This window comes from Sanguibacter suaedae (assembly GCF_016342785.1).
GTDB lineage: Bacteria > Actinomycetota > Actinomycetes > Actinomycetales > Cellulomonadaceae > Sanguibacter > Sanguibacter suaedae.
Genome location: NZ_JAEINH010000004.1, coordinates 113,837 through 140,823 on the forward strand (window position 1 = coordinate 113,837; position 26,987 = coordinate 140,823).

Annotated in this window: 24 protein-coding genes, 1 tRNA gene and 1 riboswitch; of the genes, 14 read left to right on the forward strand and 11 right to left on the reverse strand. The window is 72.8% G+C overall.

The window, feature by feature from the left end:
- Positions 1 to 3 precede the first annotated feature (3 nt).
- On the reverse strand, positions 4 to 1,170 hold the full coding sequence (gene wecB / locus JAV76_RS06280; RefSeq protein WP_198733181.1) for a non-hydrolyzing UDP-N-acetylglucosamine 2-epimerase: 1,167 nt from the start codon (positions 1,168 to 1,170) through the stop codon (positions 4 to 6).
- 206 nt (positions 1,171 to 1,376) lie between these two features.
- Between wecB and JAV76_RS06285 the strand changes: the two genes are divergently transcribed.
- From JAV76_RS06285 to JAV76_RS06320, 8 genes are all read left to right on the forward strand, one after another.
- Positions 1,377 to 3,254, forward strand: a complete 1,878-nt coding sequence (locus JAV76_RS06285; RefSeq protein WP_198733182.1) for a DUF4012 domain-containing protein — start codon at positions 1,377 to 1,379, stop codon at positions 3,252 to 3,254.
- Between the two features lie 68 nt (positions 3,255 to 3,322).
- Positions 3,323 to 3,835, forward strand: a complete 513-nt coding sequence (locus JAV76_RS06290; RefSeq protein ID WP_198733183.1) for an LPXTG cell wall anchor domain-containing protein — start codon at positions 3,323 to 3,325, stop codon at positions 3,833 to 3,835.
- Positions 3,836 to 3,930: 95 nt separating this feature from the next.
- Positions 3,931 to 4,827, forward strand: a complete 897-nt coding sequence (locus tag JAV76_RS06295; protein WP_198733184.1) for a L,D-transpeptidase family protein — start codon at positions 3,931 to 3,933, stop codon at positions 4,825 to 4,827.
- Positions 4,824 to 5,372 (forward strand): CAP domain-containing protein, encoded by a 549-nt coding sequence (locus JAV76_RS06300; RefSeq protein ID WP_198733185.1) that lies wholly within the window; start codon positions 4,824 to 4,826, stop codon positions 5,370 to 5,372. Before JAV76_RS06295 ends, JAV76_RS06300 begins: the two co-directional genes overlap by 4 nt.
- Before the next feature lie 49 nt (positions 5,373 to 5,421).
- Complete coding sequence (locus tag JAV76_RS06305) at positions 5,422 to 6,900, forward strand: NCS2 family permease (protein WP_198733186.1); 1,479 nt, start codon at positions 5,422 to 5,424, stop codon at positions 6,898 to 6,900.
- Positions 6,901 to 6,905: 5 nt separating this feature from the next.
- Positions 6,906 to 8,135, forward strand: coding sequence for a mannose-6-phosphate isomerase, class I (gene manA / locus JAV76_RS06310; RefSeq protein WP_198733187.1), 1,230 nt, complete (start codon positions 6,906 to 6,908; stop codon positions 8,133 to 8,135).
- Positions 8,136 to 8,176: 41 nt separating this feature from the next.
- Positions 8,177 to 8,644 (forward strand): MarR family winged helix-turn-helix transcriptional regulator, encoded by a 468-nt coding sequence (locus JAV76_RS06315; RefSeq protein ID WP_307844033.1) that lies wholly within the window; start codon positions 8,177 to 8,179, stop codon positions 8,642 to 8,644.
- Positions 8,641 to 9,993 (forward strand): MFS transporter, encoded by a 1,353-nt coding sequence (locus JAV76_RS06320; protein ID WP_198733188.1) that lies wholly within the window; start codon positions 8,641 to 8,643, stop codon positions 9,991 to 9,993. The genes JAV76_RS06315 and JAV76_RS06320 overlap by 4 nt, the downstream gene beginning before the upstream one ends.
- 12 nt (positions 9,994 to 10,005) lie before the next feature.
- On the opposite strand, the gene serC is transcribed toward JAV76_RS06320, so the two are convergent.
- Entirely contained in the window at positions 10,006 to 11,133 is a 1,128-nt protein-coding gene (gene serC / locus JAV76_RS06325; protein ID WP_307844034.1) for a phosphoserine transaminase, read from the reverse strand.
- A gap of 175 nt (positions 11,134 to 11,308) precedes the next feature.
- Between serC and JAV76_RS06330 the strand changes: the two genes are divergently transcribed.
- The 3 genes from JAV76_RS06330 to JAV76_RS06340 all read left to right on the forward strand — a co-directional run bounded on the left by JAV76_RS06330 (position 11,309) and on the right by JAV76_RS06340 (position 14,229).
- Positions 11,309 to 12,031 carry an iron-dependent transcriptional repressor DtxR gene (locus JAV76_RS06330; protein WP_198733189.1) on the forward strand — a complete coding sequence of 241 codons (723 nt, stop codon included), beginning with the start codon at positions 11,309 to 11,311 and terminating at the stop codon, positions 12,029 to 12,031.
- A 126-nt stretch (positions 12,032 to 12,157) separates the two neighbouring features.
- A riboswitch (cyclic di-AMP (ydaO/yuaA leader) is annotated at positions 12,158 to 12,327 on the forward strand.
- Positions 12,326 to 13,114 carry a C40 family peptidase gene (locus JAV76_RS06335; protein ID WP_198733190.1) on the forward strand — a complete coding sequence of 263 codons (789 nt, stop codon included), beginning with the start codon at positions 12,326 to 12,328 and terminating at the stop codon, positions 13,112 to 13,114. (Overlaps the previous riboswitch by 2 nt.)
- Positions 13,115 to 13,269: 155 nt before the next feature.
- Positions 13,270 to 14,229, forward strand: a complete 960-nt coding sequence (locus JAV76_RS06340; RefSeq protein ID WP_198733191.1) for a universal stress protein — start codon at positions 13,270 to 13,272, stop codon at positions 14,227 to 14,229.
- 50 nt (positions 14,230 to 14,279) lie between these two features.
- Here JAV76_RS06340 and JAV76_RS06345 read toward each other — a convergent pair whose 3' ends face one another.
- The 7 genes from JAV76_RS06345 to JAV76_RS06375 all read right to left on the reverse strand — a co-directional run bounded on the left by JAV76_RS06345 (position 14,280) and on the right by JAV76_RS06375 (position 20,071).
- Positions 14,280 to 15,131: an ABC transporter permease gene (locus JAV76_RS06345; protein WP_198733192.1), complete on the reverse strand. Its 852-nt coding sequence runs from the start codon at positions 15,129 to 15,131 to the stop codon at positions 14,280 to 14,282.
- Complete coding sequence (locus tag JAV76_RS06350; RefSeq protein ID WP_198733193.1) at positions 15,128 to 16,159, reverse strand: ATP-binding cassette domain-containing protein; 1,032 nt, start codon at positions 16,157 to 16,159, stop codon at positions 15,128 to 15,130. The genes JAV76_RS06345 and JAV76_RS06350 overlap by 4 nt, the downstream gene beginning before the upstream one ends.
- Positions 16,160 to 16,266: 107 nt before the next feature.
- Entirely contained in the window at positions 16,267 to 17,466 is a 1,200-nt protein-coding gene (rocD, locus tag JAV76_RS06355) for an ornithine--oxo-acid transaminase (protein ID WP_198733194.1), read from the reverse strand.
- Between the two features lie 7 nt (positions 17,467 to 17,473).
- Positions 17,474 to 18,322, reverse strand: a complete 849-nt coding sequence (gene ddaH / locus JAV76_RS06360; protein ID WP_198733195.1) for a dimethylargininase — start codon at positions 18,320 to 18,322, stop codon at positions 17,474 to 17,476.
- On the reverse strand, positions 18,319 to 18,843 hold the full coding sequence (locus JAV76_RS06365) for an SRPBCC family protein (protein WP_198733196.1): 525 nt from the start codon (positions 18,841 to 18,843) through the stop codon (positions 18,319 to 18,321). Before JAV76_RS06365 ends, ddaH begins: the two co-directional genes overlap by 4 nt.
- A complete protein-coding gene (locus tag JAV76_RS06370; RefSeq protein WP_198733197.1) occupies positions 18,843 to 19,529 on the reverse strand; it encodes a hypothetical protein in 687 nt (228 codons plus the stop codon). Before JAV76_RS06370 ends, JAV76_RS06365 begins: the two co-directional genes overlap by 1 nt.
- 44 nt (positions 19,530 to 19,573) lie before the next feature.
- Positions 19,574 to 20,071: an OsmC family protein gene (locus JAV76_RS06375; RefSeq protein WP_198733198.1), complete on the reverse strand. Its 498-nt coding sequence runs from the start codon at positions 20,069 to 20,071 to the stop codon at positions 19,574 to 19,576.
- A gap of 125 nt (positions 20,072 to 20,196) precedes the next feature.
- Between JAV76_RS06375 and JAV76_RS06380 the strand changes: the two genes are divergently transcribed.
- Positions 20,197 to 21,090, forward strand: a complete 894-nt coding sequence (locus JAV76_RS06380; RefSeq protein ID WP_230401980.1) for an aminoglycoside phosphotransferase family protein — start codon at positions 20,197 to 20,199, stop codon at positions 21,088 to 21,090.
- 41 nt (positions 21,091 to 21,131) lie between these two features.
- Here JAV76_RS06380 and JAV76_RS06385 read toward each other — a convergent pair.
- Positions 21,132 to 21,204: transfer RNA gene (locus JAV76_RS06385), tRNA-Arg, on the reverse strand.
- Positions 21,205 to 21,464: 260 nt separating this feature from the next.
- On the opposite strand from JAV76_RS06385, the gene JAV76_RS06390 reads away from it, so the two are divergent.
- Both JAV76_RS06390 and JAV76_RS06395 read left to right on the forward strand, forming a co-directional pair.
- Positions 21,465 to 21,851, forward strand: a complete 387-nt coding sequence (locus JAV76_RS06390) for a hypothetical protein (protein WP_198733200.1) — start codon at positions 21,465 to 21,467, stop codon at positions 21,849 to 21,851.
- 79 nt (positions 21,852 to 21,930) lie between these two features.
- Entirely contained in the window at positions 21,931 to 26,304 is a 4,374-nt protein-coding gene (locus JAV76_RS06395; RefSeq protein ID WP_307844036.1) for a PDDEXK-like endonuclease domain-containing protein, read from the forward strand.
- A gap of 222 nt (positions 26,305 to 26,526) precedes the next feature.
- Here the strand turns inward: JAV76_RS06395 and mscL are convergent, their stop codons facing one another.
- Complete coding sequence (gene mscL / locus JAV76_RS06405; RefSeq protein ID WP_307844037.1) at positions 26,527 to 26,982, reverse strand: large conductance mechanosensitive channel protein MscL; 456 nt, start codon at positions 26,980 to 26,982, stop codon at positions 26,527 to 26,529.
- Positions 26,983 to 26,987 lie beyond the last annotated feature (5 nt).

Consider the following 26,987-nt stretch of genomic DNA (forward strand, 5'->3'; position numbering starts at 1 on the left):
CGGTCAGCTCGTCGCTGCGGTCGTCCGGACCGTGAAGTCGTCCGTGCGGGTCCCGACCCCGAGGAGCTCGGCGATCGCAGCGACGGCGCGCCCGCTCGCCCGTCCGTCGCCGTACGGGTTCGTCGCGGTGGCCATCGCCGCGTAGTGCTCCGCGTCGTCCATGAGGCGGCTCACCTCGGTGACGATCCTGTCCTCGTCCGTCCCGATGAGCAGCACCGTGCCGGCCTCGACGGCCTCGGGCCGCTCGGTGTTCTCCCGCATGACGAGCACCGGGCGGCCCAGGCTGGGGGCCTCCTCCTGGACGCCGCCCGAGTCGGTGAGCACGATGCGGCTCACCGCCAGGAGGCGGGTGAACTCCCCGTAGGCGAGGGGTTCCGTGACGAGGACGTTGTCGAGCCCCTCGAGGTGCGGCAGCACCGCCTCCCGGACCACGGGGTTGCGGTGGGCGGGGAGGACGACCAGGTGGTCCGGGCGGTCCGACGCGATGCGGCGCAGAGCGCGTCCGACGCCCTCCATGGCCCCGCCCCAGCTCTCGCGCCGGTGCGTGGTGACGAGCAGGACCGGCCGGCCCGACGACGCGGCCTGCTCGAGACGCGGGTCGGTGAACGCAACGTCCTTGGCGACGGTCGCGAGGAGCGCGTCGATGACGGTGTTGCCGGTGACGGCGACCGTCGCCGCGTCCACGGACTCCCGCACGAGGTTGTCCCGGCTCTCCTCGGTGGGTGCCAGGTGGAGCGCCGCGACGCGCGTGGTGATGCGGCGGTTCGCCTCCTCGGGGAACGGTGAGGCGATGTCGCCCGACCGGAGACCCGCCTCGAGGTGGACCACCGGGAGCTGCCGGTAGAAGGCCGCGAGCGCCGCCGCGGTCGACGTCGTGGTGTCCCCCTGGACGACGACGGCCGCGGGCCTGCGCTCGACGAGCACCGGGTCGAGGCGTTCGAGGACCCGTGCCGTGACCTGGGCGAGCGACTGTCCGTGCTCGAAGACGTCCAGGTCCACGTCGGGGACGATCCCGAAGAGCTCGTTGACCTGGTCGAGCATCTCGCGGTGCTGGCCGGTGACGACCGTGACGACGTCGAGCGCGGTGCTGGCCTCGAGCGCGCGGATGAGCGGCGCGACCTTGATGGCCTCGGGTCGGGTGCCGTACACGACCATCACCAGGGGCTGCATGCGGCACATGCTGCCAGCGGGGCGCGACGGCGGGGAGGTCTCTGCGCGGCGCGGCGGGGCGGCGGGGTGAACTTCACCCACCCCGGGGGGTCCGTGGTCCTCCTCGGGCGCGGTGCTGGTGGGGTCTGCAGCGTGTGGCGGACCGCCGGGCGGGTCGTGGCGTGGCAGCATGACGGCGACCGCAGGGACGAGGGCGTGGGAGCACGATGCGAGCGACGGACGACGAGACGACGGACCGGCCGGACGACGGGGCTGCGCCCCGCACGAGGTCGCGCAGGTCCGCGCGCGGCGCCCGGATGTCGCCGCGGGCGCGGCGCACGATCACGACGGTCCTCGTCGTGCTCGGCTGCCTCGTCGTGGTGCTCGTGGGGCTCGGCGTGTGGGTGGCGCGTGACGTCCTCGCGGTCCGTGACGACCTGACCGTGGCCGCGGACCTCGTCCCCGAGCTGGAGCAGCAGGTCGAGGACGGTGCGCAGGACGAGGCCGCCGCCACGCTGGAGGCCTTGCAGCAGCGTGCTGCGAGCGCCCGCGAGTCGTCGACCGGTGTGCACTGGTCGGTGGTGTCCGTGCTGCCGGTGGCGCGCCCCAACCTGCAGGCGGTGCAGGTGGTCACCGAGGTGGTGGACTCCCTCGCGGTCGATGCGCTGCCGGCGTTCGCGGATGCGGCCCGGCTTGCCGGCCCGGGTGGGTTCGCCCAGACGGACGGGCGGGTGGACCTCGGTCCGCTGGTCGAGGTCGCGCCGCGGGTCGTGGCTGCGGACGCCGCGGTGCAGGCGGGCCTCGACGACATGGTCGCTCTCGACCCCGACGAGCTCGTGGGTCCGCTGGGCGACGCGGTCACCGAGCTCACCGACGTCATGGCGGAGGTGGGGTCCACCACCGCGACGGCGTCGCGGGCGGTGCGGCTCGCCCCGCCGATGCTCGGCAGCGAGGGGCCCCGCCGCTACCTGCTCCTCGTGCAGAACAACGCGGAGCCGAGGGCGACGGGAGGGCTGCCCGGCTCGGTGATCCTGCTCTCCGCCGAGGACGGCCGGGTGACGATCGAGGACCAACGCCCTGCGAGCGAGTTCCAGTCCGACACCACGGTGCTCGACGTCGGCGAGGCGGAGCGCGCCCTCTTCGGCGAGGACCTCGCCCGCAAGATGGCGGACGTGAACTTCACGCCGGACTTCCCGCGTACCGCAGAGCTCGCGGTCGCGTTGTGGGCGCAGAAGGACGACCGGGCCGTCGACGGTGTGCTCTCGATCGACCCGGTCGTCCTCGCGGGGATCATGGGGGCCACGGGTCCCATCGATCCTCCTGTGGGGCCGCGCCTCACGTCCGACAACGTCGTCGACTACCTGATCAACGGCGTGTACCTGGACATCGCCGACCCGGACCAGCACGACGTGTTCTTCCAGGTTGTCGCCGCACAGCTGTTCCAGGAGGTGCTCGCCGGAGCGGGTGAAATATCGAAGATCATCCCCGCTCTCGCACAATCCGCACGTGAAGGGCGTGTTCTTCTGTGGTCCGCCCATCCGGAGGAGCAGGAGCTTTTGGCTCCGACGGTCCTCGGCGGGGAATTGGTGGGAAGCGTCGCCGCAGGTCAGGACGGCGAGAGGCGACCTGTCGTCGGTATCTTCCTCAATGACGGAACTGCGGGGAAGATGGGTTACTACCTCGACCGTTCGGTGACGACCACCGTCCTCGAGTGCCTCGCGGACGGTTCGCAGAGGCTCCGGGTGGACGTGTCCCTGACCTCCACGGCCCCGGTGGATCCGGGGGTTCTGCCCCAGTACGTGACGGGCGTCGGCGGCATCGTGACTCCCGGCGACGTCCGGACGAACCTCCTCGTCTACGCGCCCGACGGTGGCCGCATCGAGGACGTCACCGCAGGTGGGAACCCTGTGGGGGTGCAGTCGCAGCTGCACGAGGAACTCTTTGTCGCCGGAATTACCACCCTATTGTCGCCGGGTGCGTCCCAGACCTTCTCCTACACCATTGTCACGAGCCCGTCACAGGGTGGTGACGTGATCTTGCGCTTTACGCCGGGCCCACGGGATACTCGGACGCAGCTCAGGGGTGCCTCGTGCGCGACATCATGAGGATGATGCGTCTGAGGTCGCACCAGACTGCACGGGCAGTCCACGAACACGAAAATGGGGAATCGCACATGAACCGACGTATCGGAGCCACCGCAGCAGCGGCCGCGGCACTCGTCCTGGCGCCGGCAGCGGCCGCGTCCGCCTACGAGGCGAGCGACTTCGACTCGACCGTGACGGCTACCAGCGTCGCCGCGGGCCAGGCCGTCAACTACTACATCGACGGCCCCGTGGTGAACGACGAGATCACGGTCACCGTGACCTCGTCGCCCACCTCCATCCCCGACAGCGCCATCGCGATCGCCGGTACCGCCACCATGACGAAGGCGACCGACGCCAACGGTGACGCGTCGTTCGCGATCACGCTCTCCGCGGCCGGCACCTACACCTTCACCGCGGTCGACGCCGAGGGTGACGTCATCAACACCCAGGCCGTCGCCGTCGCAGCGGCCGGCTCGCCCTCCGCGACCCTCCCCGTGACCGGTTCCTCGGCCACGCCGCTCGCCCTCGGGGGAGGCGCGCTGGCCCTCGCGGGCATCGGCACCGTCCTCTTCGCGAAGCGTCGCAACCAGGCGCGCATCTGATCCACGGATACGCTTGACGAGGGTCTCCCGGTCACCCGGGGGGCCCTCGTGCCGGTTGCAGGCACCTCAGGCCCGACGACCACAAGGGGGAACTCGTGGACGCTCGCCATCGTAGGTTCGTCGTCCCGATCGGTGTGCTGCTCGCCGTGATCGTCGCCGCCGTCGTGTGGGGCGTGACGCGGGGCGCCAGCGGTCCGCAGGAGCCAGAGGCCGCGCCTCCCTCGCCGGCCCCGTCGCCCTCGGCGTCGGTGGAGCCCTCACCGTCGACCCCGCCCGACGAGGGCCCCGCGGCGGACCCCGCGGTCTACGACCTCGCACCGCTGCCTGTGGTCGACGTCTACGCGGTCCTGCCCGCGCTGCCGCTGGACTCCGACCCGCAGGCTCCCACGCTCGGCGCCGTCACCCCGGCAGGGGTGAGCGCCCCCGTGTTCTCCGAGCCCGGGAGCCCGCCCGTCGCGCAGCTCCCCGCCCAGCAGCAGCACGACGGGACGGTCGTCCCGGTGATCGAGCAGCACGAGCACTGGGCGAGGGTCCTGCTCCCCGCACGGTCAGGGTTGCCGTCCGAGGGCGTCGTGGCCCAGCCGCCCGGGTGGGGCCGCACCACCGACGTGCGGGACATGACGAACGCGGCGTCGGTCGAGGTGAGCCTCGCCGGCGAGGTCCGGATCCTCGCCGGCGACGAGGTGGTGCACAGCACCACGGAGTTCGGGTACGGAGCCCCGGCGACGCCCACACCCCTGGGCCGGACCTTCATCATGACGACGTTCACGAACCCGGAGGCCGCGTACACGCGCGGGCTGCCGATCGTCGCGCTCGCCGTCCAGTCACCGACCCTCGACGGGTTCCTCGGAGCGCCCGTGGCGGTGACCGCGTTCCATTACCACGACACCAGGGAAGGGCCCGTGTCCAACGGGTGCTTGCGGATGGACGAGGACACCATGATCCGGCTCGCGGCCCTGCCGCTCGGTACCCCCGTCCGGATCGTCGCGTGAGGCGCGCACCTGCCGGGGTCCTCCTCGCCGCCGCCGCAGGGCTGCTCCTCGGGGCGTGCGGCCAGGCCGACGGCCCGACGACCACGCCGACGCAGGCCCCGTCCACCCAGAGCGTGGCACCGGTCTCCCCGGGCACGGACGACGCGCCCGCCGACCTCGGCACGCCCGAGGAGTACGCGCAGCAGGTCGTCGACGAGACCAACGCGGCCCGGGAGACCGAGGGCCTCGAGCCGCTCGCCCCGTCGTCGTGCGCCGAGGAGCAGGCCCTCCCGCGTGCGGAGGCCCTCGTCGCCGACGGCGGCGAGCTCGTCCACGCCCCGCTCGCCCCCGTCTCCGCAGCGTGCGAACCGGCCTCCAGGGCCGGCGAGAACCTCTCGCGGGCCGCCGCGTCCGCCGCTGACGTCGTCGACGCGTGGCTCGGGTCGCCCGGGCACCGGTCCAACCTCCTGTCGCCCGAGTTCACCGAGCTGGGCGTCGCGTGCACCCCGATGACCGTCGACGAGGTCGACGAGATGCTCTGCGCCCAGATCTTCCTCGGTCCGTGATGCGGGCCGTGGGGGACGCGAGGGCGCTCGTCGTGGAAGGATCGCGCCCGTGACGGACACGACGGCTGCGGACGCCCAGCCCACCAACGCGATCGACCGGTACTTCAGGATCACGGAACGAGGATCGACCATCGGCGCCGAGGTGCGCGGCGGCCTCGTGACCTTCTTCACGATGAGCTACATCATCGTCCTCAATCCCATCATCCTCAGCACCGTCCCCGACGGCACCGGTGCCTACCTCGGCGGCGGGACGGAGCCCGACCTCGCGGCGATCGCCGCGGTCACCGCCCTCGCCGCGGGCGTCCTCACGATCCTCATGGGGGTGGTCGCGAACTTCCCGCTCGCGCTCGCCGCAGGGCTCGGCCTCAACGCCGTCGTGACCTTCTCCATCGCGAGCCTGCCCGACATGACGTGGGCGGACGCCATGGGCATCGTCGTCCTCGAGGGCATCATCATCCTCGTGCTCGTCCTCACGGGGTTCCGCGAGGCCGTCTTCCACGCCGTCCCCGTGGAGCTGAAGACGGCCATCAGCGTCGGGATCGGCCTCTTCATCGCGTTCATCGGGCTCGTCGACGCCGGCTTCGTGCGGATCCCCGCGAGCCTCGCCACACCCGTCGAGCTCGGGGTCGGCGGCTCCGTCGCCGGGTGGCCGCTCCTGGTGTTCGTCGTCGGGCTCCTGGTCGCCGTCGTCCTCATGGTCCGCAAGGTCCACGGCGCCATCCTCATCGCGATCCTCACGTCCACCGTCCTCGCGGTGATCATCGAGGCCGTCGCGACCGTCGGCCCCCAGGGCACGGACGGCACCAACCCGACCGGCTGGGAGCTCAACTCGCCGGCCGTCCCGGACAGCATCGTCGCGCTGCCCGACTTCTCCCTCCTCGGCCAGTTCTCGCTCTTCGGCTCCTTCGAGAAGATCGGGGTGGTCGCCGTCGTCCTCCTCGTCTTCACGCTCCTGCTCGCGGACTTCTTCGACACGATGGGCACCATGGTCGCCGTCGGCGGCGAGGCCGGCCTGCTCGACGCCGACGGCAACCCGCCGCGCACCCGCCAGATCCTCGTCGTCGACTCCCTCGGCGCGATCGCCGGGGGCGCCGGGTCCGTGTCGTCGAACACCAGCTACATCGAGTCCGCGGCGGGCGTCGGCGACGGTGCGCGCACCGGTCTCGCGTCCGTGGTGACCGGCCTCGCGTTCCTCCTGGCGACGTTCCTGTCGCCCGTCGTCGACATGGTGCCGTTCGAGGCCGCGACGCCCGCGCTCGTGGTCGTCGGGTTCCTCATGGTCATGCAGGTGTCCGGGATCGACTGGAAGAACTACGAGATCGCCATCCCGGCGTTCCTCACCATCATCCTCATGCCCTTCGCGTTCTCCATCACCGCAGGCATCGGTGCGGGCTTCATCGCGTTCGTCGTCATCAAGGTCGCCGTCGGCAAGATCCGGGCCATCCACCCGCTCATGTGGGTCGCCAGCGTCCTGTTCGTCCTCTACTTCGTGCGCGGGCCGCTCGGTGACGCCCTCGGGGCGTTCTGAGAGCCGTGGCTGACCTGGGGGGGACCAGCCGTGCATACCGTCTGACCAACGGTGTGCAGAACTACGCGTGGGGGTCGCCGACGGCGATCCCCGACCTGCTCGGCGTGCCCGCCGACGGGCGACCCGTCGCGGAGATGTGGCTCGGGGCCCACGCGGGGCTGCCGTCCTCGTGCAGCCCGTGCGACTCCGAGGACGCCACGCCCGTGGCGCTGTCCGACCTCCTCCGCTCCGCACCCGACGCGCTCCTCGGGCGGGCCGTCGTCGAGGAGTACGGACCACGCCTGCCCTACCTCCTCAAGGTCCTCGCGGCCGACCGTCCGCTCTCCCTCCAGGTCCACCCCGCCCCTCACGTCGCGCGTGCCGGGTTCAGCCGGGAGAACGCCGCCGGGGTGCCCGTCGACTCGCCGGATCGCAACTACAAGGACGACCAGCACAAGCCGGAGATGCTCCTCGCCCTGACACCCTTCGAGGGTCTGTGCGGGTTCCGTCGCCCCGCCCGCGCCCTGCAGCTCCTGGACGGCCTCGACGGCGACTGCGTCGGGCGGATGCGCGACGAGCTCACGGCCTCGCCCGACGCGCGCGGCGTGCGGCGCGCGTTCGAGGTGGCGCTCGCGGCCCGCGGGACGGACTGCGCGGAGGACGTCGCCCGGACGGCGGCCTCCGTCCGGGCGCGGATCGCCCGCGGCGAGTTCCGGTCGCGCGGCGACCGGACGGCCGTCGAGCTCGCCGAGCACCACCCCGGCGACCCCGGTGCGCTCGTGTCGCTCATGCTCAACCGGGTGTCCCTCGCCCCGGGGGAGGCGGTCTTCCTCGCCGCGGGCGAGGTGCACGCCTACCTGAGCGGCGTGGGCGTCGAGGTCATGGCGAGCTCGGACAACGTGCTCCGCGCGGGGCTCACCCCCAAGCGGGTGGACATCGAGGCCCTGCTCGGCTGCGCGAGCTATGTGCCCCGGCCCCCGGTGCGTCCCGTGCTGCGGGCCGAACCGGGCGGGCTCACCAGGTACGTGGCACCGGCGCAGGAGTTCTCGCTCCTCTACGGCAGGGTCGCCGGCGAGGCGGTCGTCACGCACACCGGTCCCAGGATCCTCCTGTGCCTGGACGGGCAGGTGGAGCTGTCGAACCTTGCCGGGTCGCTCGGGCGGGTGGGGCGCGGGGAGTCCGTCTTCGTGGCCCACGACGCCGGGCACGTCACGGTGCAGGGAGAGGGGACGGTCGTCGTCGCGTTCGTCCCGTGACCGGGTGAAGAGCGCGCGCAGCGGTATCGTTTCCTTAGGTAATGACCTACGGTAAGAACATGTCGATCCCGCCCGATCCTCCCGTCGTCCCCGACCCCGACCGACTCGCGGGCGAGCTGCGCGTCGCCGTCCTGCGCACCGCGCGCTGCCTGCGCAACCAGCGCGGCGAGGCCGACCTCTCCGAGAGCCAGTTCTCCGTGGTCGCCGCACTCGCCAAGAAGGGCCCCATGACCCCCGGGGCCCTCGCCGAGCACGAGCACACGCGCCCCCCGTCCATGACCCGCACCGTGAACACCCTCGTCGAGCTCGGCCTCGTCACCAAGGTCGGCGACACCGAGGACCGTCGCCTCGTGGTCGTCGACCTCACCGACGCCGGCCGTGACGAGGTCGACGAGACCCGACGCCGCCGCGACGCGTGGCTCACCCGCCAGCTCGGCCTGCTCACCGACGACGAACGACGGACGCTCCTCGAGGCGAGCGCCCTGCTTGCACGGGTCGCCACCCGATGAGCCCCACCTTCGCGTCCCTGAGGTACTACAACTACCGGCTCTGGTTCTCCGCCGCGTTCGTCGCGAACATCGGCACCTGGATGCAGCGCGTCGCCCAGGACTGGCTGGTCCTCACGGTCCTCACCGACAACTCCGGCACCGCCGTCGGGGTCGTCACCGCCCTGCAGTTCGCGCCCGTCCTCGCGCTCTCCGCCTGGGCCGGGGTCCTCGCCGACCGGGTGGACCGCCGCAAGCTCCTCATGACCACCCAGGGGACCATGGGCGTCCTCGCCCTCGGGCTCGGTGCGCTCGTCCTCCTCGGCCACGCCGAGCTCTGGCACGTCTACGTCTTCGCCACCCTCCTCGGCTGCGCGTCCGCGATCGACGGCCCCGCACGGCAGACCTTCGTCGCCGAGATGGTGCCCATCGAGAAGCTCTCCAACGCAGTCGGCCTCAACTCGGCGTCCTTCAACGCCGCGCGGCTCGTCGGCCCCGGCGTCGCGGGCCTGCTCATCGCGATGGTGGGGACCGGCTGGATCTTCGTGATCAACGGCGTGACGTTCGCCGCGACCATCGCCGCGATGATGCACATGCGCGTCCGCGAGCTCAACCGGATGCCCGTGGCCTCACGGTCCAAGGGGCAGATCCGCGAGGGCATCCGGTACGTCCGCGGGCGCTCGGACATCGTCGTCATCCTCGTGGTCGTCGGCGTCGTGTCGACCTTCGGGCTGAACTTCCAGCTGACGTCCGCCGTCATGGCGACGGAGGAGTTCGGCAAGGGCGCGGGGGAGTACGGCGTCCTCGGGTCCGTCCTCGCGGTGGGCTCGCTCACCGGCGCGCTCCTCGCCGCCCGGCGCGAGCGTCCGCGCGTGCGCCTCGTCATCGGGGCCGCGTTCGCGTTCGGGGTGGCGACCGGCGCCATGGCCCTCATGCCCACCTACGAGTCGTACGCGCTCGCGAGCATCCCCGTGGGCCTGGCGAGCCTGACCATGATGACCGCCGCCAACACGACCATCCAGATGTCCACCGACCCGCAGGTCCGGGGGCGGGTCATGTCCCTCTACATGGTGGTCTTCCTCGGGGCGACGCCCATCGGGTCGCCGATCGTCGGGTGGATCGCCGAGGAGCTCGGGGCCCGGTGGGCCATCGGCATCGGGTCGATCACCGCGCTGCTCGTGTCCGTGGGCGCGGCGGTGTGGACACGGCGCAGGTGGCGGTACACGGTCCGCTACCAGGTGTTCCACCGCCCGCACGTCGAGGTCATGTACCACGAGGCCGACGACCTGCGGACGGACGGGCCCGAGACGCGGCGTCGGGCGGCGGACCGCCTGGGCGTCCAGGAGGCCAGGGACCGGAGCTCCTCGCGCTGAGCGCGGAGCGGCTCAGCCGTGCTCGACGAGGTGGTCGACGCAGGCGGTGAGCGCCTCGACGTCCGAGGGGTCGATCGACGGGAACATGGCCACGCGGAGCTGGTTGCGGCCGAGCTTGCGGTACGGGTCGACGTCCACCACGCCGTTGGCCCGGAGCGCGGCGGACAGGGCGGCGGCGTCGACGTCGTCGGAGAAGTCCACGGTGCCGACCACCGTGGAGCGGGACGCCGGGTCGGTGACGAAGGGCGTCGTGTACTCGCGGTCCTCCGCCCACCGGTACAGGTGCTCCGCGGACCGGGCGGTGCGCTCCGTCGCCCACGCGAGGCCGCCCTGCTCGAGCATCCAGTCGAGCTGCTCGGCGAGGAGGAACAGGGTGGCGACGGCGGGCGTGTTGAGGGTCTGGTTCGCGCGCGACGACGTCACCGCCGTCTGCAGGGACAGGAACTCCGGGATCCACCGCCCGCTCGCGTGGATCTCCGCGACCCGCTCGACCGCCGCCGGCGACAGGACGGCGAGCCACAGGCCGCCGTCGGACGCGAAGGACTTCTGCGGGGCGAAGTAGTACACGTCGCTCTCGGACACGTCCACGGGCAGGCCGCCCGCGCCCGACGTCGCGTCCACGACGGTGAGCGCGCCCTGCTCGAGGGAGCCGTCGACCCGCCGCACGGGGGCCATGGCGCCCGTGGACGTCTCGTTGTGGGGCCACGCGTAGACGTCCACGCCCTCCGTCGCGCCCGGCAGCACGACCGTGCCCGGGGCGCTCGTCGTCACCAGCGACGGGGCGAGGAACGGGGCACCGGAGGTCGCTGCCGCGAATTTTGCGCCGAACTCGCCGAACGCGGCGTGCGCCGCACGCTCCCGCACCAGTCCGAACGTCGCCGCGTCCCAGAAGGCGGTGGAACCACCGTTGCCGAGCACGACCTCGTACCCGTCGGGCAGGGAGAACAGCTCGGCGACACCGGTGCGCACCCGGCCGACGAGGTCCTTCACCGGGGGCTGCCGGTGCGAGGTGCCCATGAGCGAGCGGCCCGTCGCGACGAGCGCCTCCAGCTGCGCGTCGCGGACCTTGCCCGGCCCGCTCCCGAAGCGGCCGTCACGGGGGAGCAGGTGGGCGGGGATGCGGGGTGCGGTCGGGGTCACGAGGCACAGGATACGCGTCCGTCCCCAGCCGGACCGGGGCGTCCCGGCGGGAACGATAAGGTGGGACCCGGAGACCTGCGTCGGCTCCCGGTGGGCTCCGGCCGTGCCGGCTCGGCGCTGCTGCGGGGCCCGGCGCCGCCGCGGGCCGGCCCCACCTGACGCACTGGAGGAACGCGTGAGCGACCTGATCGACACCACCGAGATGTACCTGCGGACGATCTACGAGCTCGCCGAGGAGGGCATCGTGCCGCTGCGCGCACGCATCGCGGAGCGCCTCGGCCACTCGGGGCCGACGGTGTCGCAGACCGTGGCACGGATGGAGCGTGACGGGCTCGTGGTGGTCAGCGGCGACCGTCACCTCGAGCTCACCGAGGTGGGCTACGGCAAGGCGATGCGCGTCATGCGCAAGCACCGGCTCGCCGAGAGGCTCCTCACCGACGTCATCGGTCTGGACTGGGAGTACGTGCACGACGAGGCGTGCCGCTGGGAGCACGTGATGAGCGACCGCGTGGAGAAGCGCCTGGTGGATCTCCTCGACCACCCGCAGTTCTCCCCGTACGGGAACCCGATCCCGGGTCTCGGCGAGCTCGGGGAGGTGGCCGAGCCCGGCGGGTTCCTCGACGGCGTCATCCCGCTCAAGGCGTTCCTCGCGGCGCGCTCGGCCTCCGGCGGGGTCGACGCCGACGCGGTCCTCGCGCGGGTCGCGCGCCTCGGGGAGCCGCTGCAGACGGACACCGAGCTCCTCGCCCGGCTGTCGTCCGCGGGCGTGGTCCCGGGCGGGTCCATCACGGTGGAGCGCACCGAGGACGGCACCGGGATCGCGGTGACGTCCGAGGGCGCCGAGGTCGTCCTCGACCTCCCGGACGAGGTCTCGCGGCACATCTTCGTCGACGCCTGAGAGGACCGTCACGCGTGCAGAACGGTCACACGTGATCGGAGCGTGACATTCCCCCGGTACGTGGGGTACGGTCAGCATGCTTCGGCGGGTGAAATTTCGACGGAGTACGTGTGCGGAACGCCGAGCCTTGTCACCGCGCTCGTTCTACTACAACCCGTAGGCAAGGACGGGGGACCCACATTCGGGTGCTGCTCGCAGCATCCTCGGGGTGAAGCCACCGGACCTCGGTCCGGAGGCCGGGTGTTTCTCCTACCCGAACCCGACAGCTGACCTCGTAGGCGACTTGGAGAGAACGTGACCACTAGCACCACTCGTGCCCGTCACCGTGCGGCACGGCGTCCGATCACCCCGCTGACCACTCTCGCGAGCGCTGCGACGGAGAACGCTGCCGTCGTCGGCCGCCGGACGGCTATCGTCGCCGCCTCCTCCGGGATCTTCGTGTCCCTTCTCGGCTCCGCCCCGGCGTCCGCCGAGGTCGGCAGCTCCGTCGACGTGTCCGCCCTCGCCACGGAGGCCCGCACCGCGCTGAGCACGGCTCCCGCGGTAACCGTGGCCGCCGACGCGTCGTGGACCATCGAGCAGACGGACCTCGCGGTCACCCCCGCGCCCGAGCCGGAACCGGAGCCCGAGCCCGTCCGTGAGGCGCCCGCAGCCTCCCGCACCGCCGAGCGCACCGCGATCCCCACGACCGGCGAGACCGCCGCAGCCGTCGAGGTCACGCAGGCCGCAGCCGAGATCCCGGCCTCCGCCGCAGGCTCGGCCATCATCGACATCGCCGGTCGCTACGTGGGTGTCCCCTACGTGTCCGGCGGCTCCACCCCGGACGGGTTCGACTGCTCCGGCTTCACCGCGTACGTGTACGCCCAGGCCGGCATCTCCCTGCCGCGCACCTCCACCGCGCAGCGCGACTCGGGGACCATCGTGTCCCGCGACCAGGCGCAGCCCGGTGACCTCATCTACTCGCCCGGCCACATCTCGATCTACGCCGGCGGCAACACCCAGATCGACGCCCCGCGCCCCGGCAAGACGATCCAGTTCCGTGACATCTGGCAGTCGAACCCGGTGTTCATCCGCATCGGCTGACCATGCCTCACCTCGCACGACGACGAGCCCGGACCACCACGTGGTCCGGGCTCGTCCGTGTTCCGGGGTGTGTCATGCTGGGCGTTCTCGGCGTCATGAGAGAGTAAAGTCGGAGCAAGTGAACGCCCTGATCGACGACCCCAGGGAGACATGACATGACCAGGTCCGCAGGCATCCTCGTCGGAGTCGACGGCTCCGCCGCGAGCCTCCACGCGCTCGACTGGGCGACGTCCCTCGCCACACGCAGCGGTCAGGCCATGACCATCGTCTGTTCGTACTCCCTCCCGTCCTTCGCGGCGGCCTCCCTCGACGGTGGGTACGCGGCGCTCGACGACTCCGCCATCCAGGACGGCGCCAAGGTCGTCCTCGAGGAGGCCGTCGACCGCGCAACCCGCGCTGGTGTCACCGTCACCCCCCGCATCGCCACCGGCGATGCCGCCGGGGTGCTCGTCGAGATGTCCAAGGACTTCGAGCTCGCCGTCGTGGGGACACGGGGCCGTGGCGGGTTCGCCGAGCGGCTCCTCGGGACCGTCTCGTCGGCGCTCCCCGCGCACGGCCACTGCCCGACGGTCGTCGTCCCGCTGCGCAACGACGACGAGGGCCGCTCCTCGGCGGCCGACGCCGGGTCCGCCCCGCAGCGACCGCGGTGGCGCCGCGACCCCGAGCACCCGGTGCGACGCATCGTCGTCGGCGTGGACGGGTCGCCGTCGGCCGCCGGTGCGCTGCACCACGCCGTGCGTCACGCGCAGACGTGGGACGCGGAGCTCGTCGCCGTCGCCGGCGTGCCGGTGGGGTCCGGGGCCGGGCTCCTCGCGTGGCTGCCGGCCGCCATCGACCACGAGCAGGTCCTCGCCGACGTCGCGGCCGGGCTCGACGCGATCGTCGACCCCGTGGAGGCCGAGCACCCGGGCGTGACCATCCGACGCATCGTCCTCGACGGGACCGGCGCGGAGCTCCTCACCGAGTTCTCCTCCGCGAGCGACCTCCTCGTCGTCGGGTCGCGTGGCCGCGGCGGCTTCGCCGGTCTGCTGCTCGGCTCCACGAGCCAGGCCGTGCTGCACCACTCGGACTGCCCCGTCCTCGTCGTGAACAAGCACTGCGACCAGGACGCCTGAACGAGCACCGCGACCAGGACGCGTCGCGGGATCCCGCCCAGCGCAGGAGCTCAGCTGCGCGTGCGGTAGATCCGCATGGTGATCGGCGCGAAGACCGCGGTCATCACCGCGGACACGACGAGCACCCACAGGACGTCCCCGAAGGTCGCGGTCCCGCCCATGAGCCCACGGATGGCCGTCACCAGGTGCGTCACCGGGTTGACGTCGACGAACGCGCGCAGCACCGACGGCATGGTCGCCGGGTCCACGAAGATGTTCGACGCGAAGGTCAGTGGCATGAGCACGAGCATGGACACCCCCATGACGGCGTTCGGGGTGCGCATGAGCAGGCCGAGGATCGTGAACACCCAGCTCAGGGCGAACGCGAACACGAGGAGCAGGCCGATGGCCGCGAGGGTCCCGAGCGCGCCGCCCGCGGGCCGGTAGCCGAGCGCGAGCCCCAGGGCGAGGGTGACCGCGGACGCGATGGTGTACCGGACCGCGTCGCCGAGGAGCGGTCCCACGATGGGCGCCGGGCGCCAGATGGGCAGCGAGCGGAAACGGTCGAACACGCCCTTGGTGATGTCCGTGTTCAACGTGAAACCGGTGTACACGGTGACGACGAGCACCGTCTGGACGATGATCCCGGGCAGGAGGAAGTCCAGGTAGGTGGAGGTGTCCCCGGCGATGGCGCCACCGAACAGGTACGTGAACATGAGCGTGAAGATCACGGGGGTCAGCGTCACGTCGAAGAGCTGCTCGGGTACGTGCTTGATCTTCAGCAGCGCACGCCACGCGAACGTCAGGGTGGTGCTCAACGCCGAGGGTCGAGCGGGCCGCTCGCTCAGGGAGACCGCCGCCCGCAGCGCGGAGGGGGAGGGGCGGGCGGCGACCAGGTCGTCGGCAGGACGGGCGGTGCTCATGACGCCTCCGTCGAGAGCTCGGGTGCGGTGGGGGAGGGCGGGTCCGTGGGTTCGCCGGTGAGGGCGAGGAACACCTCGTCGAGGCTCGGCTGCCCGAGGGAGAACTCGGGGACGTGGATGCCGGCGTCGTGCAGCCGCGGGAGGATGGTGTGCGCGCGGGCGCGTCCCTCGGGGGACGAGTCGACGCGGGCGGAGAGCGCGTAGGTGTCGGCAGGCAGGGTGACGACACCGATGTCCCCGGCGTCGTCCCTGATGGGTGTGCCGTCGTGGAGGGCCTCGGCGACGATCCGCGCGGCGTTCTCCCGCTGCGCCGCGTCGGCGAGACGCAGGTGCACCGTGCCGGAGCCGACGGAGCTCTTGAGCTCCGACGCGGTGCCTTCCGCGATGACCCTGCCGTGGTCGATGACGGCGATGCGGTCCGCGAGCTGGTCCGCCTCGTCGAGGTACTGGGTGGTGAGCAGGACGGTGGCGCCGTCGGCGACGAGCACGCGGACGATGTCCCACACGTCGTTGCGGCTGCGCGGGTCGAGGCCCGTGGTGGGTTCGTCGAGGAACAGCACGACGGGGCTCATCACGAGGCTCGCCGCGAGGTCGATGCGTCGCCGCATGCCCCCGGAGAAGGTCTTCACCTGGCGGCCTGCGGCCTCGGTGAGCTCGAACGCGCCGAGGAGGTCGGCGGCGCGCGCCCGCGCGGCGGGCCTGCTGAAGCCGTAGAGGCGGGAGAGGACGACGAGGTTCTCGGTGGCGGTGAGGTCCTCGTCGACGGAGGCGTACTGGCCGGTGAGGCCGACGAGGCCGCGGACGGCGTCGGCCTCGGTGACGACGTCCCTCCCGAGGACGCGTGCGGTCCCGGCGTCGGGGCGCAGGAGGGTGGCGAGCATCCGGACGGCGGTGGTCTTGCCCGCCCCGTTGGGGCCGAGGACCCCGTAGACGGTGCCGGCGCGGACCGAGAGGTCGATGCCGTCGACGGCGCGCGTGGTGCCGAAGTGCTTGACGAGGCCGTGCGCCTCGATGGCGAGCTCTGTCATGCCGACATCGTCCACCTGCGGGCGTCCCGCTGGCTACACCTTTCCTACGATCCGTCAGGAAAGTGGTCTGTCGGGAGGACGCTCGGGTCGCCCGACGCGCGGTCCGGTCAGAGGGCGGAGAGGACGTCCGCGAGGTGCTCGAGGCCGTCGTCGAGGTCACGTTCCGCGATGGTCAGCGGTGGGGCGAGGCGCAGCGTCGACCCGTGCGTGTCCTTCGCGAGCACACCGCGCTCGAGGAGGGCCAGGCACACGTCGCGCCCCGACCCGCGGGTCTCGTCGACGTCGATCCCCGCCCAGAGCCCGGCGCCGCGGACGTCGACGACGAGCTCGTCCGCGACGAGGTCGTCGAGGCGCGTCTGCATGCGCTCGCCCAGGCGGCGTGCCTCCTCGACGACGCTGCCGTCGGCGAGGAGCTCGACGACGGCGAGGCCCACCGCGCACGCCAGGGGGTTCCCCCCGAACGTCGAGCCGTGCGTGCCCGGGGTGAAGACGTCGAGGACGTCGGAGCGGCCCACGACGGCGCTCACGGGGACGATGCCGCCGCCCAGGGCCTTGCCGAGGGTCACGAGGTCGGGCTGCACGCCCCACAGGTCGCACGCGAGGGTGGTGCCCGTGCGTCCGAGACCGGACTGGATCTCGTCGGCGACGAGGAGCACGTCGGCGTCGTCGCACAGCGCCCGCAGGGCGGGCCAGAACCCGGGGGGTGGGACGACCACCCCGGCCTCGCCCTGGACGGGCTCCATGAGGACGGCGACGGTGGTCTCGTCGATCGCGGCGGCCACCGCCTCGACGTCACCGAAGGGCACGACGCGGAAGCCGGGGGTGTACGGGCCGTAACCTGCCCGGGCCTCCTCGTCCGTGGAGAAGGACACGAGCGTGGTGGTCCGGCCGTGGAAGTTGTCCTGCGCGACGACGACGGTCGGCTCGGTGATCCCGCGGCGGTGGCCCCACTTGCGGACCGCCTTGATCGCGGTCTCCACGGCCTCGGCACCGGTGTTCATGGGGAGCATCATCGGTTCGCCACGCAGGGACGGCCCGACGAGGGCGCACAGCGCAGACGCGAACGGATCGAGGAGGTCGTGCCGGAAGGCCCGTGACGTGAGGGTCACCCGACCCAGCTGGTCCTGGGCGGCCGCCACGAGCTGCGGGTGCCGGTGCCCGAAGTTCAGCGCCGAGTACCCGGCGAGGAGGTCGAGGTACCGGTGCCCGTCGTCCCCGGTGACCCACGCCCCCTCCGCGGTGACGACCGTCACCGGGAGGGGGTCGTAGTTGTTCGCCAGCCTGCCGTGCGCCCCCACGCCCGTCATGGTGTGCTCAGCGCCCGCGGAGCTCGAGGGTGCAGCACTTGGCGCCACCCCCACCGAGGAGGAGCTCGGACGTGTCGACGCCGATCGCGTCGTAGCCGCGCTCGGTGAGCTGCGCCATGAGGCGCGTGGCGCGCGGGTTGAGGACCACGTGCTGCCCGTCGCTCACACCGTTGAGGCCGAGGACCACGGCGTCGGCCTCGCTCGCGCGCACCGCGTCGGGGTAGAGCTCGGCGAGGACCTCCTGGGCGGCGGGGGAGAACGCCTCCGGGTAGTAGGCGATCTGACCCTCGGGCGACGTGCCGCGCTGGTTGTCGGTGCTGACCGGCTTCCCGTCGGTGCCCTCGAGGACGATGATCGCCGTGTCGAGGTGGTAGAAGCGGGGGTCGACGAGCTCGAGGGTGACGACCTCGCGGTTCCACAGGCGGGCCGCCTCGGCGTGGGCCGTCACGGACGTGCGGAACCCGGTGCCGGCGAGCACGCGGGGGCCGACGGTGAGGATGTCGCCCTCGCCCTCGTTGCGCTCCACCGCGTCGTGCACCTCGTACCCGCGGTCCGCGAACCACTGGAGGAACGCCGGTCCCTCGGGCTGGCGCTCGGGGTACGTGAACCGTGCGCCGTAGACGATGCCGTCGACGACGGTGGCACCGTTCGCGGCGTACACCATGTCCGGCAGACCCTCGATGGGGTCGATGTACTCGATGGTGTGACCGAGGTCGAGGTACGTGTCCCGCAGCGACTCCCACTGCTTGACGGCCAGAGCGGTGTCCGTGGGGTTGTGCTTGTTCATCCACGGGTTGATCTCGTAGCTCACGGTGAAGTGCTCGGGCCGGCACATGAGGTAGGTGCGCGTCGTCATTCTGGGGGCTCCCGGGGTGTCGGAGGGTGATGCTCGTGGTGAGAGGGTACGCCGCGTCGGATCTCGCGTGCGGCGCGCCAGAGGGCGAGGGTGGTCATGCCGAGGAGGGCGGGGGCCGCCGCAGCCCGCGTGAGCGCCGCGGGGACCGGGCCCGCGAGGTGCACGTCCTCCCACCAGGTGACCCGGCTCGAGGTGGGCGTCACGGGTGCGGCGCTGATGCCCGCGACCCCGAGGAGCAGGGGGCCGACCTTGCGCAACGTCGTGCGGAGCATCGGCGGACCGTCGCCGTCACGGGGCGGGACGGTGTCGAGGGTCGTCACCCGCATCCGGTCGACGATCCCCGGGGTGCTCACCATGGTGAACTCCGCACCGACGGGCAGCGGGCCCGGCGGGTGGTCGGGGAACGTCCCACTGGTCAGCGGGATCCACCGTCCGTGGTGGCGCGGGTCCGCGAGGAGCGCGAACGCCTCGTCCGCGGGCAGGGGCACCACGCGGGAGACGTGGACGGGCCGGCGGGTCACTAGCCCTCGATCACGGTGGGCCGCACGAACTCCGCGGGCGGGGGACCGAAGGCCTTCGTGGCCTGCTCGACGACGGTTCGCGCCAGCGCCCGGCCGCCGGTGATGCCGATGACGGCGCCGATCCCGAAGGGGATGATCCGGCCGACCGTCAACGAGCCCTGCTTGACGAGCTGCCGCTTGACGAACCGCTTGGCGAGCACCCGGTTGACCTGCTTCAGGGTGCTCCGCGGCATGGTGGTGAGCAGCGCCGTCCCCCACGCGTTGACGGACCGGCCCGACGCGTCGGTGACGGCCTGGGCGCCCGAGTCCCCGAGGACCGTCGCGAGGAGCAGCGCGCGGCGCCGCTCGACGTCGTGCACCTCGATGCCGTGGACCTCGGCGACGGCCAGCGCGTACGCCGACGACGCCGCGAAGAACGTCGCGACGTCACCGCTGCTCAGTGCGAGGCTCACGCCCGTCCCGATGCCGGGGACGGCCGCGGCGGCACCTACCGCCCCGCCGGCGCCCTGCATGACGCGCACGTACTCCTTGCCGAGGAGCTCGATGATCCGCTCCGGCGTCGCCTCCGGGTTCCGGCGTCGCAACGCGTCGACGTGCCCCCGGATGGTCGCCGACGGCATGGTCACCGCACGGTCGAGGGCGGCATCGATGACGGGGGTGCGGTACGGGGTGACGCTCGCGGCCACGCTGTGCCTCCTGGGGACGGGTGGGGACTCGTGACCCTGGCGGGTCAGTCGTGCTGGTCGACGGAGTCGATGCTCAGACTGACGGTAGCCCCGCTCGTGAGCGTCCGCCCGACGGTGCACGCCTGGTCGATGGCCCTGCGCACCACGGTGAGCAGGCGCTCGCGGGACTCCTCGTCGAGCCCGCTGAGGTCCACCTCGAGGCGCTCGACGAGCTCCGGGTAGCGCTCCTCGTCGGCGTCCTTGGCGCCGGAGACGTGCACGACGGACTCGAAGTCGTCGCCGAGGCGGCGGGCGAGCGGCGCGTCGGAGGAGAAGGCCGTGCACCCGGCGAGGGCGATCTTCAGCAGCTCTCCCGGGGTGAACGTCCCCGGGACGTCCGCCCCGCCGAGCTCGACGACGCCACCGCGCTCAGAACGGCCGACGTAGCGGCGCGTCCCCGTGCGCTCGACGTGGAGGGCCGGCTGCGCGGCCTGCGCGCTGGCGGTCGGGTCGACGGCGGTGCCGGGGGAGGAGGGGGACGTGGGCGGCGGGGTCTGCGGCATGCGCCGATTCTGCCACCGGGCGCTGACCGTGTCGGGCCCGCTGGTAGCGTGACCCGCCGATCCGCTCGTGGCACTGCCGCGGGCACGAGGCTCAGGGAGGGGCACCTGTGGGGCGTCCGGTGAGGATGCACGCCGACGAGCTCGACATCGACGAGGAGCTGGTGGCCGCGCTGGTCGCCGACCAGCTCCCGGCCTGGGCCGACCTCCCGGTCGCACGGGTGCCGTCGTCCGGGACCGACAACGCCATGTTCCGGCTGGGAGACGAGCTGGTGGTCCGCCTGCCCCGGATCCCGTCGGCGGCCCGCCAGGTGGCGAAGGAGCAGCGGTGGTTGCCGCACCTCGCCCCGTCGCTGCCCCTGCAGGTGCCGGTGCCCGTCGGTCTCGGGCGCGAGAGCGAGGCGTTCCCGCTGCCGTGGTCCGTGTACCGATGGCTGGACGGCGTCGACGCGACGGTCGCGCCTCCCGACGACCTCGAGGCGGCCGCGGAGGTGCTGGGGCGCTTCGTGCGCGCGCTGGAGGGGGTCCCGCTCGCCGGTGGGCCCGTGTCGTTCCGCGGCGGGCTCGCGTCCGCGAGCGATGAGGGCACGCGGGAGGACATCGCCCGTCGGGGTGACGCCGGTGCGCTCGACCCTGACCTGGCCTTCGCGTACTGGGAGCACGTCCTCACGCTGCCGCCGTGGACCGGTGACGCGGTGTGGGTGCACGGCGACCTGCTGCCCGCCAACCTGCTCACGGTCGACGGGCGGCTGAGCGCGGTCATCGACTTCGGCGGGTGCGGCACGGGCGATCCGGCGTGCGACCTCATGCCCGGCTGGACCGTGCTCGACGCGGACACCCGGCAGGTGTTCCGGGAGGCGAGCGGCGCCGACGACGGCACCTGGGCGCGAGGCCGGGCCTGGGCGTTCCGCTTCGGTGTCGGCGCCTGGGACTACTACGAGGTGACGAACCCCGCCCTCGCCGCGGTGGGCAGGCGCGCTGCGCTCGAGGTCCTCGACGAGGTGCGCGGGTGGCCCCTCTGAGAGGGCTGACGGGTCTGACGGGTGGTGCTGGTCCTGCACTGTGCGCCCGGGCAGATTCGAACTGCCGACACCCGCTTTAGGAGAGCGGTGCTCTATCCCCTGAGCTACGGGCGCGGGGAGCGCCTCAAGGTTACCCGACGTCCTCCCGTCGGCCATGCCGCCGGTTCTGCCCTGGTATGCCCGGGAGCGGCGTGTCATCATGGTCGCGCCGAGGATGATCTCGAACTCGTCGACCCGAGGTCATTGACTCTGGGTATGTGAAGGTGCATCATTTTCTTTGACAGCGCGTGCCGCCTGCCCCCTGCGCGGCACGCGCTGTTCTCATGTCCGGTGACAGCCCCCGCCCGCTCGCCGCCGCACCTAGAGTTGGCGTCGTGGACGACGTGACTGACGAGGCTGCGCGCGATGCCGCCCTCCTGAGCGAGCTCGTCGACCCGGGCGCCCGGCAGATCCTCGAGGCCGAGGATCCCTGGCAGGCGTACGAGGTGGCCAACGCGCTCTTCCCACCCCTGGTGCATCAGACGATGACGCTCTGCGGAGGCATGTTCATCGCCTGGGCGGAGCTCGTGGACGTGTTCGAGACAGGGAAGACGCCCGTCGCGGACGCCCATGCCGCTTTGCGTCGTGCTGCCGCCGAGTGGCTCCGGAGGACCGGCCCTCCGACGGAGGAGCACGTCCGGCGCTGGGTGTCGCTCGCGGGCGACGAGGTCGCGTTCCTCTTCGACAGGGACGGGACCTTCTGGCAGGGTCCTCGGGCCTGACGCGACCCCACCCACCTCACCCGCTCCGCGCACGGCGCGCCACGAGGCCATTCCACGACGTTCCCGTTAGCGTTCCAGGGTGACTGTTCCCGATCGCACCAAGGCGGCGGGCACGCGGAGTGCCACGCCGGACGACCCGACGAGCACGCCCGCCGGCACACCGCAGTCCACGGAGGGACACGCCGACATGAACGACGCACACGCGGCGACGCCCGTCGAGGAGCACGACCACCCGAGCACGCCCGTCGCGGTGCCCACCGTCGTCCGCGCCCCCAGCACCGGCGACCTCGTCGCCGCAGCCGTCGACCGGTGGCGCGCCACCCTCGTCTCCCTCGCCGGTGGGTCCACCCTCGCCGACATCTCCCTCCTCGGCGACGCCGTCCTCGACCTCACCGCCGCGCACCCCTCCGGCATCGCCCAGCTCTTCGCCGGGCGCAGCACCCGCCTCGCCAACGTGTTCCGCGAGGGCGGCTCCCTGCCCGTCGCCCGACGCCGCGCCCGGGCCGTCGCCCAGCGCTCCCAGGAGCAGGCCGAGCGCTACGGCATCGCGCCCACGTACCTCGCCATCGGCGTCGCCACATGGACCGAGTACGGCGACGACGACACCAACGACGACGTCGCCGCCCTCGCCCGCGCCACCGGCAGCCGCAGCCTCGCCCACGACAGCGTCTACGACGACACCGCCATCGCCGACGCCCGTCGCCGCGGCCGCACCGTCCGCGCACCCGTCCTCCTGCGTCCTATCACCATCCACGCCCGCGGCGGCGGCGAGACCGACTTCGAGCTCACCCTCGAACCCAGCGCCGAGATCAACCCCGTCCTCTCCCGCGCCCTGCGCTCCCGGGGCGCCCTCCTCGACCCCGGGGCCCTCGCCCGCGGCGCCTTCACCGGGTCCGGGTTCGACCCCTCCACCGCGCTCGACCGCATCAACGCCCTCGGCACCGCCGTCCTCAACGACTTCGCGCTCGCCGACAAGCTCCTCGTCGGGACCTTCGTGCACCCCGGGCAGATGCTCGTCGACGACCTCGACGACCTCTCCGCAGGCCTCGAACGTCACGAGATCGTCGCCGCCCTCGCCGGGGACGTCCCCGCCGCCGAGACCCTCGCCCACCCGCTGCCGGCGCCGCGGCCCGGCGACGCCGAGCCCAACATGGAGCGCGGCGTCGGCGATCTCGACCCCTCCGGGCGCAACGTCCTCGACGCCCTCGCCACCGGCAGCCACCTCTTCATCGACGCCCCCGTCGGCGCCGACTCCACCGGGGCCGTCGCCGCCGTCGTCGCCGAGGCCGCAGCCATCGGCCGCAGCGTCCTCTACGTCCCCGGGCACCGCCGCGCCGCCGACGCCCTCGGGCTGCGCCTCGCCGAGCTCGGGCTCGACGACCTCGTCCTCGACGTCACACCGCACCCCAGCTGGCGCACCGCCGTCTCGCGCCGTCTCCTCGGGGCCATGACCCTCGAGGCACCCCAGGTGGACGCTGCCGCGCTCGTCGACCTGCGCCTCCAGCTCGTGGAGACCCGCACGCGCCTCACCCGCATGATCGACGGCCTCCACCAGCAGCGCGAACCCTGGGGCATCTCCGCCTACGACGCCCTCCAGGCCCTCGCCCGCCTCACCGCGGGCCGCCCGGCCCCCGGGACCACCGTGCGCCTCGACGCGCCCACCGTCGCCCGCGTCGGCGCGGTCCGGCCGGACGCCGGCGAGAAGCTCGTGCGCGCCGCCGAGCTCGATGCCTTCACGCTCCGCCCCGCGTCGACCCCGTGGTACGGCGCGAGCATCGCGACGCAGGACCTCGCAACCTCCACCGTCGAGCGCATCGAGCGCCTCCTGGGCACCACCCTCGTCGACCTGCGCCAGCACATCGAGACCGTCGTCGACGACACCGGCCTCGTGACCCCGCGCACCGTCACCGAGTGGGGCGAGCAGCTGAAGATGCTCGGCGGCATGCGCTCCACCCTCGACGTCTTCCAGCCCCTCGTCTTCGAGCGCACCGCCGACGACCTCGTCGCCGCCACCGCCACCCGGCAGTGGCGGACCGAGAACGGCGTCGAGATGAGCGGCCTCCACCGCCGTCGCCTCGTCAAGCGCGCCAAGGACATGATCCGCCCCGGCACGCGCGTCCCCGACCTCCACGCCGCGCTCCTCCAGGTGCAGCGGCAGCGCGAGGCGTGGGCCGCCCACTGCCCCGGCGGCGGCTGGCCGCGCCTGCCCGAGGGACTCGCCACCATCGAGGCGACCCACGACTCGGCCGTCACCGACCTCCTCGCCCTCGACGCCGTGCTCGCCACCACCCCCGGCGGTGCCGGCCTCGCCGACCTGCCCCTCGGTGACCTCGCCGAGCGGCTCCAGCGCCTCCTCGACGACCGCGCCGCGCTCGACACCCTCCCCGAGCGCACGGTCGTCGTCCGCGAGCTCGCAGGCCTGGGCCTCGGGGAGCTCCTCGACGACCTCTCCCGGCGACGCGTCGACGGTGCGCTCGTCGAGGCCGAGCTCGACCTCGCGTGGTGGAGCTCCGTGTTCGAGCAGATCCTCGCCGCCGACCCCTACCTCGTCGAGGTCGACGGCTCGAGCATCGCGGCCCTCGCCGACCGCTTCCGCCAGCTCGACACCGCGCACGTCCGGTCCCTCGCCACCCCCGTCCGCGCCGCCGCGATCCAGCAGCTCCACGGCGCGCTCCGCGACAACCGCGAGCAGGCCGAGGGCCTCTTCGCGCTCCTCGTCGACGAGCAGCTCGCGAGCGTCCGGACCGCCATGGACGACTACGGCGACGTGCTCCGCAAGCTCCGCCCCTGCCTCGTCGCCACCCCCACCCTCGTCCCGCACCTGCTGCCCGCGCACCGCACCGTGGACCTCGTCATCCTCGACGCCGTCCAGCACCTGCCCGTCGAGTCCGTGATCTCCGCGATCGCCCGCGGCCGCCAGGTGGTCGTCGTCGGCGACCCCCGCTGCGCCTCGGGGGAGGCCGTGCGCCAGCTGGCCGAGCTCCTGCCGACCGTCGCGCTCGCCGGCGACGCGTCACGCCGCGACCCGCAGCTCACCGCCTTCCTCGCCGAGCACGGCTACGAGGGCGTCCTGCACCCCATGCCGCTGCCCTCCACCGAGCAGCTCGTGACGTTCGACGCCGTGGACGGCGCCGGCATGCCGGACTCCGCGTCCGGTGCCGTGGAGTCCACCCAGACCGAGGTCGACCGCGTGGTGGACCTCGCCATCAACCACGCCCTCGACCACCCCGAGGAGTCCCTCGCGATCATCGCCGGGTCACGCGTCCACGCCGACCGCATCCGCGAGGCCGTCCTCGCGCAGGTCCGCCAGAACGCCGGACTCGCGACCTTCTTCGACCCCCGGCGCCGGGAGCCCGTGGTCGTCGCCGACCTCATGGGCGTCGCAGGACTGTCCCGGGACGCGGTGATCTTCTCCGTGGGCTTCGGCCGCACCCCCCACGGGCGCGTCCTGCACCGCTTCGGGGACATCTCCGGCCCCACCGGCGACGCGCTCCTGCTCAACGCGATCGGTGCGTCCCGTCGTCGCCTGTCCGTCGTGAGCTGCTTCGGCAGCGCGGACCTCGACCCCGACCGGCTGCGCGGCGCGGGCGCGCAGCTCCTGGGGTCCCTCCTGGAGTTCGCCGAGCACCGCCGCACCACGACGACCGTCCCCGAGGACACGGAGACCGCGAGCCAGCCCCACCCGGACCGGCTCGTCATCGACCTCGCGGAACGCCTCTGGCGGACCGGGCTCACCGTCGAGACGCAGCACGGCGCCCCGGGCGGGGAGCAGATCCCCCTCGTCGTGGGCCACCCCGACCTTCCCGGTGAGCTCCTCGTCGCGGTCCTCACGGACGACGACGCCTACACGGCCGAGCGCAGCGTCCGCGTCCGCGACCGGCAGCGTGCCGAGCGCCTCGAACGCCTCGGGTGGCACGTGGTCCAGGTGTGGTCGGTCTCGCTGTTCCTCGACCCCGAGCGCCAGGCCAACCGGGTCCGGGAGGCCGTCTTCGAGATCGAGGCGCGCCGCCGCGCCGCACGCCAGCCTGTCACGGGTGCGCTTCCCGTGATCGGGCTCGCCGCAGGGCCCGTGGTCGACGACACCGACCTCACGGGGGACGACCTGGTCGACCCGTCCGCGCCTGTGCTGCCCGGTGTGCCGTCCACGCCGACCGGGCAGGTCCGGCCCGACGGCGACACCGACGGGCCGACGGGTGAGGCGGACGGAGCAGGCTCGGCCGCGCTGCCGTCGCCGCTGGCGCGCACCGCGCGGCCCGACGTCGAGATCGGCCTCCCCATCGCCGCGTACGGGGACGACGAGCTCGACGACCTCGCCGCCTGGATCGCGTCCGACGGGGTGCGCCGCACCCCGGACCAGCTGGCCGCCGCCATGCGTGACGAGCTGGGGATCCGCCGACGCTCCCAGCGCGTGGACACCGCGCTGGCGAGCGCGGTCAGCCGGCTGCTCGGCTAGTGGGCGGCATGGACGTCGCGGACGCTGGTGACGAGCGACCCCCTGGTGTCTCCCGACGCCGCGGTCACCGTCGTGCGGTCCGCCAGGGCACCGAGCAGGGAGCGGTGCCGGGCGTGAGCAGCGACGAACGTCCCTCGGGGTGGTCGGAGCCCTCGGCAGAAGGGCGGGACGACAACGACGAGAGGCTCGTGCGCGACGTCCCGCCCCACTGGTGAGGCTGGGTCAGTAGCCGGTCGGCGGTGCCGGCGGCGCCTTCGGGGTCGTGGTCTGGCCGGGCCCGCGACCGCTCTGGGCCGCGAGGAGGTCGCGGATCTCCTGGAGGAGGATGACGTCCTCGGCGGGCGCCTGGGGCTCTGCGACCTCGCCGCGCTTGCGCAGGCGCTGCAGGTGGTTGATCGGCAGCACCACGAAGAAGTAGACCGCTGCGGCGATCGCCAGGAAGTTGATGAGCTCGCCGAGGATCAGACCGAAGCTGAACTGGGCGTTGTTGATCTCGAAGGACATGGTGCTCGCGAGGTTGGGCTTGCTGAAGAGCATCGCGATGAGCGGGTTGATGAAACCGTGGACGAGGCTGTCGATGACGGCCGCGAAGGCGGCACCGATGACGATCCCGACCGCGAGGTCGATGACGTTGCCGCGGGTGATGAACTCCTTGAAACCGTTGAGCACGTTCTTCACAGGGG